Origin of the sequence: Empedobacter brevis NBRC 14943 = ATCC 43319, from assembly GCF_000382425.1 — a bacterium.
In the GTDB taxonomy this organism is placed as follows: Bacteria; Bacteroidota; Bacteroidia; order Flavobacteriales; family Weeksellaceae; genus Empedobacter; species Empedobacter brevis.
This window is the reverse complement of sequence record NZ_KB908291.1, coordinates 161,262-176,154: the sequence shown is the minus strand read 5'-3', so window position 1 is coordinate 176,154 and position 14,893 is coordinate 161,262. Positions and strand designations below refer to the sequence as shown.

Annotated in this window: 18 protein-coding genes; 8 read left to right on the top strand and 10 right to left on the bottom strand. The window is 31.4% G+C overall.

The genetic code is table 11. The features are described from left to right. Positions 1 to 23 precede the first annotated feature (23 nt). The 8 genes from H277_RS0100855 to H277_RS0100820 form a co-directional block, all read right to left on the bottom strand. On the bottom strand, positions 24 to 680 hold the full coding sequence (locus H277_RS0100855; RefSeq protein ID WP_019973666.1) for a hypothetical protein: 657 nt from the start codon (positions 678 to 680) through the stop codon (positions 24 to 26). Between the two features lie 143 nt (positions 681 to 823). Next, positions 824 to 1,609: a zinc ribbon domain-containing protein gene (locus H277_RS0100850; protein WP_019973665.1), complete on the bottom strand. Its 786-nt coding sequence runs from the start codon at positions 1,607 to 1,609 to the stop codon at positions 824 to 826. A gap of 2 nt (positions 1,610 to 1,611) precedes the next feature. Further along, positions 1,612 to 2,709: a Nif3-like dinuclear metal center hexameric protein gene (locus tag H277_RS0100845; RefSeq protein ID WP_019973664.1), complete on the bottom strand. Its 1,098-nt coding sequence runs from the start codon at positions 2,707 to 2,709 to the stop codon at positions 1,612 to 1,614. Continuing rightward, positions 2,706 to 3,197 carry a GNAT family N-acetyltransferase gene (locus H277_RS0100840; protein ID WP_019973663.1) on the bottom strand — a complete coding sequence of 164 codons (492 nt, stop codon included), beginning with the start codon at positions 3,195 to 3,197 and terminating at the stop codon, positions 2,706 to 2,708. The genes H277_RS0100845 and H277_RS0100840 overlap by 4 nt, the downstream gene beginning before the upstream one ends. Next, positions 3,169 to 4,200, bottom strand: a complete 1,032-nt coding sequence (locus H277_RS0100835) for a phosphotransferase enzyme family protein (protein ID WP_019973662.1) — start codon at positions 4,198 to 4,200, stop codon at positions 3,169 to 3,171. The genes H277_RS0100840 and H277_RS0100835 overlap by 29 nt, the downstream gene beginning before the upstream one ends. A 5-nt stretch (positions 4,201 to 4,205) precedes the next feature. Continuing rightward, complete coding sequence (locus H277_RS0100830; protein ID WP_019973661.1) at positions 4,206 to 5,123, bottom strand: nucleotidyltransferase family protein; 918 nt, start codon at positions 5,121 to 5,123, stop codon at positions 4,206 to 4,208. Beyond that, positions 5,116 to 6,483 carry a Gfo/Idh/MocA family protein gene (locus tag H277_RS0100825; RefSeq protein ID WP_026357328.1) on the bottom strand — a complete coding sequence of 456 codons (1,368 nt, stop codon included), beginning with the start codon at positions 6,481 to 6,483 and terminating at the stop codon, positions 5,116 to 5,118. The genes H277_RS0100830 and H277_RS0100825 overlap by 8 nt, the downstream gene beginning before the upstream one ends. A gap of 88 nt (positions 6,484 to 6,571) precedes the next feature. Further along, positions 6,572 to 7,456, bottom strand: a complete 885-nt coding sequence (locus H277_RS0100820) for a ChaN family lipoprotein (protein ID WP_019973659.1) — start codon at positions 7,454 to 7,456, stop codon at positions 6,572 to 6,574. A 74-nt stretch (positions 7,457 to 7,530) separates the two neighbouring features. Here H277_RS0100820 and H277_RS0100815 point away from each other — a divergent pair, with 74 nt between their 5' ends. The 6 genes from H277_RS0100815 (at position 7,531) to H277_RS0100790 (ending at position 13,336) form a co-directional block, all read left to right on the top strand. Continuing rightward, complete coding sequence (locus H277_RS0100815) at positions 7,531 to 8,427, top strand: ABC transporter ATP-binding protein (protein ID WP_019973658.1); 897 nt, start codon at positions 7,531 to 7,533, stop codon at positions 8,425 to 8,427. A gap of 1 nt (position 8,428) precedes the next feature. Then, the gene (locus H277_RS0100810) at positions 8,429 to 9,259 is read left to right on the top strand and encodes an ABC transporter permease (RefSeq protein WP_019973657.1); all 831 of its coding nucleotides are present in this window, start codon (positions 8,429 to 8,431) and stop codon (positions 9,257 to 9,259) included. Positions 9,260 to 9,330: 71 nt separating this feature from the next. Beyond that, a complete protein-coding gene (locus tag H277_RS0100805) occupies positions 9,331 to 10,584 on the top strand; it encodes an erythromycin esterase family protein (protein ID WP_019973656.1) in 1,254 nt (417 codons plus the stop codon). Positions 10,585 to 10,674: 90 nt separating this feature from the next. Then, entirely contained in the window at positions 10,675 to 11,700 is a 1,026-nt protein-coding gene (locus tag H277_RS0100800; protein ID WP_019973655.1) for a DHH family phosphoesterase, read from the top strand. Further along, positions 11,701 to 12,228: an FKBP-type peptidyl-prolyl cis-trans isomerase gene (locus tag H277_RS0100795; RefSeq protein ID WP_019973654.1), complete on the top strand. Its 528-nt coding sequence runs from the start codon at positions 11,701 to 11,703 to the stop codon at positions 12,226 to 12,228. 28 nt (positions 12,229 to 12,256) lie between these two features. After that, positions 12,257 to 13,336 carry a peptidylprolyl isomerase gene (locus H277_RS0100790; RefSeq protein WP_026357327.1) on the top strand — a complete coding sequence of 360 codons (1,080 nt, stop codon included), beginning with the start codon at positions 12,257 to 12,259 and terminating at the stop codon, positions 13,334 to 13,336. 48 nt (positions 13,337 to 13,384) lie between these two features. Here the strand turns inward: H277_RS0100790 and H277_RS0100785 are convergent, their stop codons facing one another. Next, on the bottom strand, positions 13,385 to 13,612 hold the full coding sequence (locus tag H277_RS0100785; RefSeq protein WP_019973652.1) for a hypothetical protein: 228 nt from the start codon (positions 13,610 to 13,612) through the stop codon (positions 13,385 to 13,387). Positions 13,613 to 13,659: 47 nt separating this feature from the next. Then, on the bottom strand, positions 13,660 to 14,004 hold the full coding sequence (locus tag H277_RS0100780; protein ID WP_019973651.1) for an arsenate reductase family protein: 345 nt from the start codon (positions 14,002 to 14,004) through the stop codon (positions 13,660 to 13,662). Between the two features lie 38 nt (positions 14,005 to 14,042). Between H277_RS0100780 and H277_RS0100775 the strand changes: the two genes are divergently transcribed. Then, positions 14,043 to 14,450 (top strand): DUF6146 family protein, encoded by a 408-nt coding sequence (locus H277_RS0100775; protein WP_146810285.1) that lies wholly within the window; start codon positions 14,043 to 14,045, stop codon positions 14,448 to 14,450. A 33-nt stretch (positions 14,451 to 14,483) separates the two neighbouring features. Beyond that, complete coding sequence (locus tag H277_RS0100770) at positions 14,484 to 14,882, top strand: hypothetical protein (RefSeq protein ID WP_019973649.1); 399 nt, start codon at positions 14,484 to 14,486, stop codon at positions 14,880 to 14,882. The last annotated feature ends 11 nt before the right edge of the window (positions 14,883 to 14,893 follow it).

Sequence of the window (14,893 nt, the reverse complement as noted above, 5' to 3'; positions counted from 1 at the left end):
TTTTTTTATCTTATAAAAATAATTTATTTTCTTACGGAAGGTCTTCTTACACCTGTCTTAACTCTTTCTGCTGAAGAGGATTTTGCGTTTGTTTCCATTTTAGTTGCTGATTTATTATACAATTGAATAAAATCAAATAATCCATCAAAATCTCCTGTTAAAGTTTTTCCGTTTACCACTCTTAGTGCAAAATTAGTATTCAATAAACTTCTGTTATAGCCATCAAAATAATTTCTTAGATTAATAGAACCAGATGTAAAGTCTTCATCTAATAAAGCAAACGTTCCTGAATTTAAAATTGGTATATAATCCTGCATTGTTGGATTTTCATAGTAATCAATATAAGCTATCCCTCTATCATTAGAACCTGTAATATAATTTCCATTGAAGTTTAAATCTCCACGCTGAAAGATTTCTAAATACAAATATGCTCCATTTAATTTTCCATTTTTAGGAACAGGATTTGTAGACAACTCTACACTATAATAATAACCATTAGCTGTTTTTTCAATATCTGCTACGACTGCATTTCTAAGCGGAAAAGAAACGCCGTCATAATTTATCTGTCCAACATTTATAATTTCCGGTATAGGTTCATAAAATCCATCGTCATTGTTTACACATGATGTTAACGTAACTGATGAAACAGCTAACATTGCTAAAAATATAATTTTTTTCATAATCTCTAATTTTTCAAACTAATCGTAGTTGCAACTATACAAATAGCGTGCTAAAATAATAACACAAAAATTATTCATATAAAAAAAGTGTTGCAAATAGATGCAACACTTTGATTATAAATCAAATATTTTATTAGAAAAAATTATCCTTTGATAACGATTTCCATTTTTTCTTGTTCTTCTAAAGCCAATTCTAAATCAACTAAAATACGTCCAGAATGCTCATCAGCAATAATTTTTTTACGCTGAGCAATATCCATTTGTCGTTGCGGTGGAATTGTAAAGAAAGACCCGGCAGAAGCTCCACGTTGTACAGGAACAACAGCTAAACCGTTTTTAACTGAACTTCTGATACGGCTGTAAGCATCTAATAATCTTTGTTCGATTTTAGCAGAATATTCAGTAGACAACTTTAATAATGTATTTTCTTCTTTTTCGGTATCTTTTACAATTGTATCTAATTCCGCTTTTTTATGATCCAAATGCTCTTTCATCGAAACTAACTTTGCATTAAAGTCTTCAATTTGAGTATTTTTTTGTTGAATTTTAATTGTAAATTCACGAATACGTTTTTCAGATAATTCAATTTCTAAACCTTGGTATTCTACTTCTTTTGCTAAAGCATCAAACTCTCTGTTGTTACGTACGTTATCTTGTTGCTTTGTGTATTTTTTAATTAAAGCCTCTGCATTTTTAATTGCTTCTTTCTTCAATTTAATTTCTTCATCCAAACCTTTAGTTTCGTCAACTATTTTTTGGATTCTCGTTTCTAATTGAGCAACATCGTCGCTTAAATCTTCAACTTCTAAAGGTAATTCACCTCTAGTGTTTCTAATTTCATCTAAACGTGAATCAATTAATTGCAAGTCGTATAATGCGCGAAGTTTTTCTTCTACGCTTAGTTCTTTGATATTTTTTGTTTCAGACATAGTTAACAATAATTAACAGGATTGGTATTAATTCCAGAATTAAAGACCACAAAATTAGTAAATTTTTCTTTAAGATACGAAGTTATTAAGTTTTTTGTAAACTGTTCTGACTCGAAATGTCCAATATCTGCCAAAACAAGCTTATTTTCAGCCGTAAAGAAATCGTGATATTTCAGATCGGCAGTAATATAAATGTCCGCCTCTGCTGAAATTGCATTCCGTATTCCAAATGCGCCAGAACCTCCAAGCACAGCAACTTTCTTAATTTTTTTGTTCAATAATTTTGAATGACGGATAACAGGTGTTTTCATCTGGATTTTTAAATAATTGAAAAAAGCCATTTCATCCATTTCATTCGCTAACTCTCCTATCATTCCGATCCCAACATAATTATTCTGGTTATTCAAAGAAATAACTGAATAAGCAACTTCTTCATATGGATGATTTTTTAACAGCGTGTCTATAATCTCACCTTCCAAATGTTGTGGAAGAACAACCTCAATGCGCGTTTCATTTACAGTTTCTAATTTCCCTATTTCACCAATAAAAGGGTGAGCTCCTTCAATTGGCCTGAAATTTCCATTGCCTTCTATAGAAAAACCACACGAATCATAATGACCTATTTTTCCTGCTCCGGCTACATACAAAGCTTTTTTTAATGCTTCTGCATTTTCTGTTGGAACATACGTAATGAGCTGTTTTAATGTTTGAGATTTCGGGATTAATATATTGGTATTCAATAATTCTAATTGTTCGGAGATTTTAAAATTCACGCCTACTTTCGAATTATCTAACGCTGTATGTGTAGCATAAATGTTAATTCCGTGTTTTATTGCTTTCATCACGGCTTTTTCCACATAGGTGTTCCCATTCAATTTCTTTAAACCAGAAAAAATAATAGGGTGAAAACTTACAATTAAATTACAATTTTTCTCAATCGCTTCTTCTACTACTTCCGGTGTTGTATCTAACGTTACCAAAATTCCTGTCACCTCATCGCTGTAATCTCCAACCAATAATCCTACATTATCAAAATCCTCTGCATAAGCTAAAGGAGCGATGTCTTCCATCGCAGACGCGATATCTTTTACGTGTATCATTTTATTTTTTTCAAAATCAATTTTTCAGTTGGCAAATCATGTTCGATCCCCTTCCAATAGGATTCAAAATTAAATTTTTCTAATAACTTTCGCGAAGCTATATTATCTGGGTCAATTACTGCCATTACATCTAAATTTGGAAATTTATTTTTTGATTCAGAAAGTAAATGTTCACAAATCATTGATCCAAAACCTTTTCTCCAAAATTCTTTTTTCAACACATATCCTATTTCCAGTGAATTTTCAAGATGTTTATTGTAGACCAGTTTACAATCGCCTAAGAAATTTTGATCTTCATCATACACTTTAAAGTAACCTAAGTTTTCGTCAACAGTGCTCTTTTCTATAATGGAAGTAAATTTATGATTGGCCTGTTCTTCGTTTAGACCTTTACCGGAAATATACTTCATTTGGTCATCATCCTGAACAAGTTTGTAATATTCGTTAAAGTCTGAAGGTTTATACTTTTCGAATTGTAGTTTCTTCATGAAATTTAGTTAATGCTTTTAGTAAATTGATTTGATTAATCGTACGATTAAGATTTTGTTTCGGATAAGAAACTGAATAATAGACATCGTTATTCAAATAATCTCCTAAAAATCTTACCGCTTGAATATAAATCACAATATACGCAACAAAATCCATATTTTGTATCTCTATTGGTTGTAAATCATCTTTTAAATGTTCTAAAAATCCATTTTTAACCGCTTTGTAATAATTAGGTTCAAATAAATTCTCCGCAGTTGGATCATCTTCTTCCTTCAGATTCGCGTAGGTTCTAATCATATCCCCAAAATCGCACAAGATATTACCAGGCATTATGGTGTCCCAATCTATCACAGCAATCGCATTAGAATGATTCAGTTGATCAAATAAAAAATTACTTAATTTAGCATCTGCATGAACAATACGTTTTGGAAAATCAATGGCTAAATATTCTTTTACTTTCGAGAGATTATCTAAAATATAGTTGACCTCTTCTTTTGTTTCTTGTAAACGTTCTTTCGAAGCATTCTCTAATGCTTTATTAAAATCATTCATCCGTTTTTGATAATCCAAAAAATCATCAATCGACGGTTGAATTTGATCAACAGCCAAATCTAATAAGTACGAATGAAATTCACTCAATGTTTTGGCAGCTTCAAAGGCCTGATCAGAAGATTCTACTTTATCAAAACATATAGAATTTGGAATAAAAGATGTTAATCTCCATATTCCGTTTTCCTCTTTCACTAAAGAATTTCCTTTTAAATCGGGAATAATTTCTATAATTTGTTTTGGATACTTTTTTGATTTTAGATGAGAGGATACAAGTTGGATCGTATTCGAAATAATGTCCGGTTTTGAAAAAACCTGCGTGTTTATTTTTTGTAAAATGTATTTTTTTCCTTGATTATCTACTTCATAAGTAGCATTAATCCAACCAGAACTGATTGGATTAATGCTGATTTGATCAATCGTTAAAAAATAATGTTTTAAGATGTTTTCCATTTTTTTTATGACCAAAGCGGATTTGGATATTTTTGATCGTCCGTTAAAGTTTGAATAGAGTTGACCACTATTTCTCTATCTTCCGGATATGTCATTCCGAACCAATTGTCATCCGATTTTTTTACAATTACCTCCAATTGGTCTTCTTTTATCATATCATTGATTACCTTAGGAAGAAAAAATTCAGCTTTTGCCTGATTTGCATTGTGTTTAAGAAACGCTCTGAATTTATCTTCTAAATTTCTAAAAATAGAAGGATGAAGTATCCAAAAGTTCATTGATACAGGAGATTCGCCATCCAAAATATGGTTTACACTTTCCTCTTCGTATACAATGACACCTTCTTCGTCTGCAAAAATATTTGTACGCTCTACGACATAATCCAAAAATTCTTCAGTAACAGTACAGATTCCTCTGGATACGGATCCATTTTCGCTTAAAGTATTTTCTAATTTATAGGCAACCATTCCATAACGATTTGGTAAAATTAATTCCAATTGAACCAGTTCTTTTGCTTTCTGGAATGCTTTTCTACCATAAAAATCGTCCGCATTAATGACAATAAAAGGATTGCTTAGATGACTCTTGGCGATCAATAATGCATGAGCTGTTCCCCACGGTTTTTTACGATGTTCGATTGTATCATATATACTTCTTGAAACAGCTGTATAAGTCGTCTGCAGAATAAACTCGACAGAACCGCCATTGCGTTCTACTATATTTTGAAAGTATTTTTTTGTTTTAAGATCAAACTCTTGATTGATGATAAAGACAAAATGATGAATTCCAATAGAAAAAGCATCAAAAATCGAGTATTCCATCAAAGCTTCTTTACCCGGTCCAATCGGATCAACTTGTTTCTGCCCCTTATATCGGCTTCCCATTCCTCCTGCCAATATCACCAATGATAAATTATTAGCCATAGTTTTCAAATCCAAAAACTGGTTTTCTAGTTTTATATTTTCCTCTTGTAAAATCAGGCATCTCCTGAGACGCTCCATTACCTTCAATAGATTTTTCACTTAAAGGTGTAACAGCATACCAAGTTGCCAAATCATAAACATCAAAAGGGAATTCTTTATTTTGTTTGATACATTCTATAAAGTCATTAATCAAAAAGAAATCCATTCCTCCATGCCCGGCTCCTTCAGCTTGAGCTTCATACTTTTTCCAAATTGGGTGATCATGCGTTTTCAAATATTCTTCGGAATTTGCCCATTTGTGAGAATGTTGCATCTCATTTTCGAAATAAATAAACCCTTGATTAAATCCTCCCGAACCAATATCTTGCCAAATACCGTCTGCTCCCTGAATTCTAAATCCTAAATTATAGGGACGTTGTAATGACGTATCATGTGTCAATAATATTGTCTCTCCATTTTCACATTGCAACATGGTCTGCACAATATCTCCTTGTTTAAATTCTACTTTTGCATTAGGATGATCTTTTCCTCCGTTTTTCACAATATAGTCTGTTAAACCAACTTGTTTAGAAGCCATAGAGGACAAATGTGTAATTCTGTTTCCTCTATTTACATCCATCATTGTTCCTATTGGTCCCAGTCCATGTGTTGGATACAATTCTGCATTACGTTTCACATAATGACCTGTTCGCCATGCGGCTTCGGAAAAACCTTTTTCTCCAAACTCTACTCCGCCACCATAAGGTTGTTTTCCATCATTAAATAATACATTTCTTAAATCATGTTGATATCCTCCTTGACCATGTACAATTTCTCCAAACATCCCTTTACGAACCATATTCATGACGGCCATAATATCACGACGGTAACAAACATTTTCCATCATAAATACAGGAACTTTAGTTCTTTCGTATGTGTCGACATAATCCCAGCATTCCTGTATATTTATAGCACCACACACTTCCAAACCTACAATTTTACCGGCATTCATGGCTGCTATTGTCTGTTCTGCATGAAATTCCCATGGTGAAGAAATAATGACAGCATGAATTGTTTTATTCTTGTACAATTTTTTATACCCGTCTAATCCTTTGATGTATTCGACAGGTTTCTTGTTATGTTTTTGAAAAATCTTATTACATCGGTCAATCATTCGCTGGTCAGGCTCTGCAATAGCGACAACTTCAACATCATTTCTTTTTAATAATTCGTCCAGATGTACTTGCCCCCTCATTCCACAAGCTACTAGTCCAATTTTTACTTTCTCTATTTTTGATGAAAAATCAACCAATGAGCCTGGTGAAACTAAAGCTACTGTAGATGCAGCGGCTGTTGATTTAATAAAATTTCTTCTATCCATAATGTGTTTTTGTTTTCGATTTCTTTTCAAGTATTCGTTTGCAAAATATTAAAAAAAAATCAATAACCAGTCGCATAGTAGCAGAAAATTAATAGGTTTTAGGCGAATCCAAAGGAAATACTATAATAAATTCTGTAATCGTATTTTTTTCGTTTTTAGACTTAATTATAGATAATTTTTCGTTTATATCAGCTGCCTCTAGTATTTCAATTACAGCTACTTTGAGATTAGGCTGAAAATTATTCAAATACCAGTAAATTCCGCCATAACTTTTAGAATGAAAATCACCATTGTAGTGAAGAAAAAGATTTCCTTTTGTAATATTATTTAGAATAGACTCAGCCATAGTCGCATCTTTTATTGCTTGAGCTGCAACAAATTGTTTTGCTTTAACTCCGGCATGATCTCCCATCATTTTTAACATCTCCGGATATCCTGGCGCGTTATAATCAATGACAAACGGAAGTTTAACCATCAAATTTTTCTCATTATTTGGAATAGTATCCAATGATTCTATACCATTTTTCGCAATATAGGACGCATATTTACGTGTAACGTTTGTCGCTATAAAAGGAACTTTCTTTTCTTTTGCAAAATCAACCAACGGTTTGTAATCAGTTTTATAATTGCTCCAAAGCTTTGTATTTTTCTGAAATTCTTCATCTGTTGTTTTACCATTTACATACGCTGTTAAATCTGCTTGTTGGTGGCGTTCAAACATTTCTGCACCAAGTTTCAGTTGATTCCCTTTCAGCTCATACAAAGCTTTTGTCGTCTGTAATTGTAACCAATGATTGACTGCGTTATTATGATATTCTCCAAAAAGCACAACATCATATTCGGCCAGTTCTTTTATCATTTTACCAAAATCAACCTTCTTTTCCTTTTGATTATAGATTTGATAAACTTTTTTTTCTTGTGCGCTAAGCTGGATAGATGCTATAATAAGTAAGCTGTATAAAATCGTTTTCATGTTATTTAAATTAATTCTAAATTGTAACAAATTAACGAAAAACTCTACATATTAAAAAAACAAATTCAACTACGATGAATAAAGTTCTTGAAATAACTCAACTAACTAAAAAATTTGGCAGTTTTACCGCTGTCAATAACGTCAGCTTTTCAGTAGAGAAAGGAAACGTTTATGGACTACTTGGACCAAATGGAAGTGGAAAATCTACAACGTTAGGAATGATTCTTAACGTAATTAATCCTACAGCTGGCTCATGGAAATGGTTTGGAAAGGAACCTGACAACGATTCTCTAAAAAAAATTGGTGCAATTATCGAAAGCCCAAAATTCTACCCTTACCTATCAGCACAAAAAAATCTTGAAATAGTTGCGGACATCAAAGAAGCAGATTATTCCAAAATTGATGAAAAACTTGAATTAGTTGGTTTGCTTTCCCGCAAAAAAGATAAATTTCAACAATACTCATTAGGAATGAAACAACGTTTAGCTATTGCCGGCGCTCTACTAAATGATCCTGAAGTTTTAATTTTAGATGAACCAACCAATGGATTAGATCCACAAGGAATTATTCAAATTCGCGAATTGATTATTAAGATTGCTGAACAAGGTACCACAATTATCTTGGCAAGTCATTTATTGGACGAAGTAGAAAAAGTATGTTCACATGTGGTGGTTCTTAATCAAGGAAAAATGTTGTATGCCGGTTCTGTCGATCAAATGAATTCTAGTTTTGGTAGCATTGAAGTTTCTGCATCTAATATGGAAAGCTTAGAGTATACGTTAAAAACTTTTTCGTTTGTTTCTAAAGTTACCAAAGAGAATAATAAACTTTTGGCTGTTTTAACTGAAGAAAAAGATCCAGCAGAAATAAATAAAACGTTATATGAACATGGAATTATAGTCAACCATTTAGTAAAACGAAGAGAATCTTTAGAGCAACAATTTTTCCAATTAATTCAAAATCAAAATTAACATGAAAAGATTATTTAACATAGAATGGAATAAATTATTTTATAACAAAGGAACACGAATTTTTATCATTTTATATTTTGTGATGATTTTGTTAATGGGAATTACTTTACCGAATATCAAACCAAATATCAATGGATTAAAAATTGATTTCATTCAACTTGGTGCTTTAGAATTCCCTGCAATCTGGCACAATATTACCTGGTTACTTGGTTTTGGTAAATTCTTTTTAGCGATTATCGTGATTAATAATATAACCAACGAGTATTCTTTCGGTACATTCAAACAAAATACAATTGATGGGTTATCAAAAACAGAATTTCTGAATACAAAGGTACTCATGAATATCATCATTACACTTCTATCAACTTTGTTGGTTGCTGTTTTAGTTTTTGGATTAGGTTCTTTCTTTAGTGAAAAATTTGAATTTATCAAAGGCATCGAATTTTTGGGAGGCTATTTCATCGAAATTTTCGCCTATATTGTATTCGCCATGTTTTTATCTTTTTTATTAAAGAGAAGTGCCTTTGCAATTCTATCTCTAATTGTATTAAATATTATAGAATCAGTTTTAAAAGTGATTGAATTCTTGGTTCGTTTTGGAAAAAATCCACCAACCAATGTAGAAGAGATAAAATTATTCACTAATTTTTTACCACTCAACTCGAATTCAAAAATAATTGATTATCCGTCGATGGATATAAAAGAAGCTTTGATGGGTGGAAAATTATTCACACCAGATGCTATTCAATGGGAACATCTTGGAATCAATGTTTTCTATATCATTTTATTTTTAGGATTATCTTTATTCATCATCAAGAAAAGAGATTTATAGATTTTATTCAAAATTAGAAAAGGTTTCTTAACAAAATAATTAAGAAACCTTTTTTTGTCTATTCTAGAAATATGAAACAGTATTTACATTTGCTTATTTTTCTTCCTAATTTATTATTCGCTCAAACAGAATTTTTGAATAATGAAGAACTAAACTATCTAAAAAAGTTTATTTATCCTATTTCAACGACTAATCCTAAGGTTGAAGATGAAAAAGATTTACTGTTCTTAAATGAATTAATTGGAAACTCAAATGCTGTCGCTTTAGGCGAAGTTACGCATAGTTCTAAAGAAATTTTTCAATTAAAACATCGTATCATTAATTACTTGATCAAAAATAAAGAATTTGATATTGTAACAATGGAGTCTCCTACAGTAGAAACCAATCAAATTAACGAGTTTATTATTGATAATAAAACCAATGCCATAAATGTCTTAAATCAATTAAATTTTCCAATATGGGAAAATTATGATGTCTTAAATATGATTAACTCTTTACATGATTATAACTTGAATCATGATAAAAAAGTATATATAAAAGGAATTGATATGCAAAGTTATATTCCTTCTATCTCCATTCTAGAAACATTTTATGCCAATAATTCTATCGATTCTAGTACTTTAATTCAATTCAAGAATTTACTAGTAGAATTGCAAAAGAATCAAACACGAATTACCAATTATACGACAAACCAGAAAACACAATTTGAAAAATACATCAACCAAATAATTTATGAAATAAGCAACACAAAAGACTCTAAAAAAAATAAAGATTGGGCTCTTCATAATATAACCATTATTACACAATATTTCGATAAAATGTATCGCTCTAATCGAGATTCATTTATGGCAGATAATTTCTTTTGGACTCAAAACCAATATCCAAACTCTAAATTTATTATTTGGGCTCATAATCAACATATCATGCAAAAGAAGCCTGCTAGTGGGTTTTATTTAGACAAGAAATTAAAAGAAAATTATACGTCTATCGGTTTTACTTTCTTCAGTGGACAAAATCGTGTGTTTTTAAATACTATGAAAAAGATTCCCATTACCAAAGTTGTTGAAGCTCAAATAGAAAATAGCACATCCATCGAAGCTTACTTAAACTCTCTTAATATTCCTATTTTTCTATTAGACTTAAAAAAAATAAAAGAAGAAAATAATAATTTAGCTAAATGGATTTTAAATAAAAAACCATATCGATGGACAGGAATGGTAGAAGCTAAAAATGAATTTGTCAATTCATCTATTACAGATGATTTCGATTATCTCATTTTTATTAATCAAAGTACAATTTCAACTTTACTTCATGAAATCGAATAATTATCAATTGAATGCTAAAAAATCTATTTCTTACGTTTTTATTTCTTTGCACTATTCCACTTTTACAGTTGTTTGTTTATCTTTGCAACTATGCAAATGACAAATTTCGAAGAGTTAAAATCTCTTTTAAAATCAACGCCAAAAAAAATTGCAATTCTTCCGCATAAAAATCCGGATGGAGATGCGATAGGTTCTACATTGGCAATGTTTCATTACTTGAACAAACTAGGGCATACGTGTAACATTGTTTCGCCGAATGATTTTCCGAAATTCTTAAAATGGATGCCTTCTGCAAAGGATATTGTAATAGCAGATTATCGTCCAAAAGTTGCCGAAGCTATTATTCATCAAGCCGAGTTAATTTTTATTTTAGATTTCAATACCGTAAAACGAATTGACGACTTAGGGAACTGGGTAGAACGTTCAAAAGCTCCAAAAATATTAATCGATCATCACCGCGAACCTGATACATTCGATTTCATGTATTCGGATATTGAAATGCCAGCAACTTGTCAAATGGTCTACAATTTTATCAATGCGATGAATGATTTAGATAAAATTGACAAAGGTATTGCTGAATGTATCTATACAGGAATTATGACTGATACCGGTGGTTTCCGTTTTCGTAATACTTCAGCTGATACACATCGTATCGTAGCTGAATTAATTGACAAAGGTGTAGAAGTTGACAAAGTAACGTCATATGTCAATGATTCGCAGACTCAAGGTCGCCTGAAATTATTATCCTTAACTTTAAATAACCTGACTTTTTTGCCGGAATACCGCACAGCTTTTATGTTCTTAAAACGTGAAGACCTGTTAAAAAATGGTTTTCAAAAAGGTGATACAGAGGGGTTCGTTAATTATGGTTTGAGCGTAGAAAATTTCGTTTTTTCTGTAATTTTCATTGAAGATACACATCATAATTTCATCAAAATTTCATTGCGTTCAAAAAGCGATTTTGATGTGAATGAATTTTCGCGTAAACATTTTAATGGAGGTGGTCACATCAATGCTGCTGGTGGTCGTTCGGATATGAACATGGAAGAAACAATTGCTTACTTCCAATCTCTTCTAACAGATTACAAAGAAAAATTGGCCCATATTGTCATCTAAATGAAAAAAATTATTTTATTCACTTTCGGAATCTTTACTTTGGTCAGTTGTGACCAGAAAGTTATCCAATATCCCGTTTCATATTCCAATGATGATTTTATGAAACGTTCGCAAGAGCGTGGAAAATTGTTACACCAAGAAGAATTGCAATGGTTTGATGATTACATGAAAACATCTGATCTAAAGTTTGTAAAAACAAATTCTGGCTTTTGGATTTCAAATAGTGGACAACATACATCACTAACTGCTAATAATGGAGATTATATTGAATTTGAATACCAAGTAACGGATCTCGAAAACAATGTTTTATATACTTACAACGAGAATAAAACTCAGAAAATTATTTTAGGAAAATCTGATATTGTAAGAGGCTTACAAGCAGCATTGCAACTAATTCCTGAAGGTGAATCTGCAAAATTATTATTACCTTCGTTTTTAGCATATGGAGGTTATGGTGACACTAAAAAAATTGCACCGGACACACCTATTATTATGGATGTAAAGGTTTTAAAAATAAAAAAACACTAAAATAGAATTTCAAAGACTTTAAAATAAAATGAGAAAAATATTATTAATCTTAACTGTCATTACTACCTTGGTAAGTTGTGGCGTTAAAATTCCAAAATCGATGAGTAAAGAAGAATTTAAAAGTTTAGAAGACGGATTGTATGCAAAAATGACAACAAATCATGGTGCAATGACAATCAAATTATACGAAGAAGAGGCTCCAATGACGGTTGCAAACTTTGTTGGATTAGCAGAAGGAACAAAAGAAAATAAAGCAAAATCAAAAGGAGTTCCTTTTTATGACGGAATCGTTTTTCACCGTGTAATTAAAGACTTCATGATTCAAGGTGGAGATCCTGATGGAAGAGGTACAGGAGGACCTGGTTACGATTTTGAAGATGAATTTGATCCAGCTTTAAAACACGATAAAAAAGGTGTTTTATCTATGGCAAATTCAGGACCGGCAACAAATGGTTCTCAATTTTTTATTACAGAAGTTCCTACTCCGTGGTTAGACGGGCGACACACTGTTTTCGGACAAGTTGTAGAAGGCTTAGAAGTTATCGATTCTATTGCGAATGTAGAAAAAACTCCAGATGATAAACCTGTTGTTCCTGTTGTAATTGAAAAAGTAGAAATTGCCCGTAAAGGTGATAAATATGCTAAATATGACGGGGCAAAATCATTTGAAGACGCAAAAGCAAATCATGCAAAAAAACAAGCTGAAGCTGAAGCTAAAATAAAAGCTGAAAAAGATGCAGAAATTGCTCGTCAAAAAGAATTAGAAGCGAAAGCACAATCAACTCCGTCTGGATTAAAATATGTTATTTTAGAAGAAGGTACAGGGGTTAAACCAGTTCAAGGAGATGCTATTCAAGTTCATTACACTTTACGTTTAAATGACGGAGAAAAATTAGACTCTTCTTATGACCGTGATCAACCATTAGATGCAACAGTTGGAGTAACAGGTTTAATTCAAGGTTGGATGGAAGCTTTAACAATGTTCAACAGAGGGGCTAAAGTATTTTTAATTATTCCTGCTGAATTAGGTTATGGAGCAAGAGGTGCCGGAGGAGTTGTTCCACCAAACGCTACCTTGTACTTTGATATGGAAGTTTTAAATAAATAAACTTATAGATAGACAATAAAAAAATCCGCTCAAATGAGCGGATTTTTTTTATTGTTCCAAAACTGATTCTTCTTTTTCAGTCTCAATTTTCTTTTCATATTTTTTTCGAATATAATCAGCAGCCAATGTTACAGCAATTCCTCCAATTATTCCATAAATAGAACGTTTACCAAAAAATTTCGCAACAGTAACTCCTGTAGTCGCTGCTGTTGTTAATAATCCTATTTTCGTTCCTTTTTCTTTTTGACTTTTTGTTAATGCGTCTAAAATTCTCATAGTTTGGATGTTTAATTTAGAAGGTATAACAATTATCAAACCAAATTTTATCGAATAAAATCTTCAACCAATTCCTTTGGACGCCCCACTACTCCACTTCTTTCATCTGTTACAATAGGACGTTGAATCAATTTCGGAAATTCAATCATCGCATCTAAAATAGCATCTTCAGACAACTCTTTTCCTTTAAAATTTAATTTCCACTCTTCTTCATTTGTTCTGATAATATCAATCGGTTTTAGATTTAGTTTTTTTAGAACATCTTTTAATTCTTCCTTTCTCAAAGGTTCTTTCAAATATTCTCTTATTTCAAAATCTTTTCCGGATTCTTCTAAAACTTTTATCGCTTCTCTGCTTTTCCCGCAGCGAGAATTATGCAAAATCGTATACATATCGGTATTTTTTAGTAAATTTAATCAAATTAAAAATGATGAAAAAACTAATCCTACTTATAAGTCTTCCACTCTTATTTTTTGCCTGTTCTACAAATCAGACAACTAAAAATTCGATTCCAAATAAAGAGGATAATTCTTTAAAATTTGAGCCAAACGAAGAGGGTGATTATGATATTGTTGTATTTGACCCTCAATATGATGTTTATTTAAAATCGATTGCCTTACCAAAAGAATCTTATTCAAAACAATATTATGAACAAATGAACCGTCTATATGTCATGATCTGGAATCAACGTCATATGCAACCACTCGTATACAATCCTGATTTATATGCGGTTAGTATAGATTTAGATCCTTCTGTTGATTATGGATATGATTTTGAATATAAATTATTTAACTTCTTTCGATTTATTGAACATAAATATCGTGTCAGAATTAGATAATATCGTTTATTTTTGCAAGCTAATTTTAGAAAGATGAACGATTTTTCAACCAATATATACACTGAAATTGTTGAGGCTTTGCCCGACTTAACAGGGCTTCATAAAAAGGAATCCGAATTATTAGAATTTCATATCGAGAATGAATACAAATCAGCTCTAGGAGATTTATACATTCAAACATCTGATGATGATAAAATATGGATCAAGACTTCTCATCCTTTTACAACGTATCAAGTAGACGCAGTGGAAGAACTTCTATATATCCTGGAAGGTTTATTATTCAACGAATTATTTTGGGTTATTAGCTATGAAAAGGACGATTGGGATGATACATTTTTGATATTGAAAAATCAAGAAATTAAAACCGAAGAAGGTTTTAATTATAAAATTCTTTCTTGGAACGGAAAAGATGATAAAGTCATTAATGCCTAATTTTCTATTTT